The organism is Wolbachia endosymbiont of Pentidionis agamae (assembly GCF_036711655.1).
In the GTDB taxonomy this organism is placed as follows: domain Bacteria; phylum Pseudomonadota; class Alphaproteobacteria; order Rickettsiales; family Anaplasmataceae; genus JAZHPY01.
The window spans coordinates 1-459 of sequence record NZ_JAZHPY010000169.1 but is presented as its reverse complement, the minus strand read 5'-3'; the positions used below and the strand labels follow the sequence as shown (position 1 = coordinate 459).

The 459-nt window shown below is 32.5% G+C and carries 1 pseudogene; it reads left to right on the top strand.

Features of this window, described 5'->3' with window-relative positions:
• Positions 1–459 (top strand): annotated as a pseudogene (locus V6U76_RS05475) (PD-(D/E)XK nuclease family transposase); the annotation flags it as partial.

The window sequence follows — 459 nt, the reverse complement described above, 5'->3', positions numbered from 1 at the left end:
AAAAACGTGCTCAACTTTACGCCGCCAAAGCTTATTCAAGACAGTCTGGTAATTATATTGACTTTAAAGAAAGTCTTTTTCATTGCCATTTCAAATTGTACTCTTTTTCCTAAAGAAGTTGAATATACCTCTACTCATAATATTCGTGATATTAAGACCAATGGCAATTATTTAAAGGATTTTCAGTTTGTTTTTATAGAGTTACCTAAATTTGCAAAAAGTAAGGTAGAAGACCTAGAAAGTGTTATAGAGCGTTGGTGCTTTTTTTTCAAATATGCAGAAGAAACTACTGATGAGGATCTAAGAAAAATTGCAGAACAGGATCCAATAATAAAGCTAGCTTATGATGAGTTGGATAAATCATGTTGGACAGAAAAAGATCTAGTCGCTTACGAAGAAAGAATTTTAGATCTTCAGAAAGAAGAAAATATCCTCGCTCAAAAACTCGACGATGCTAAC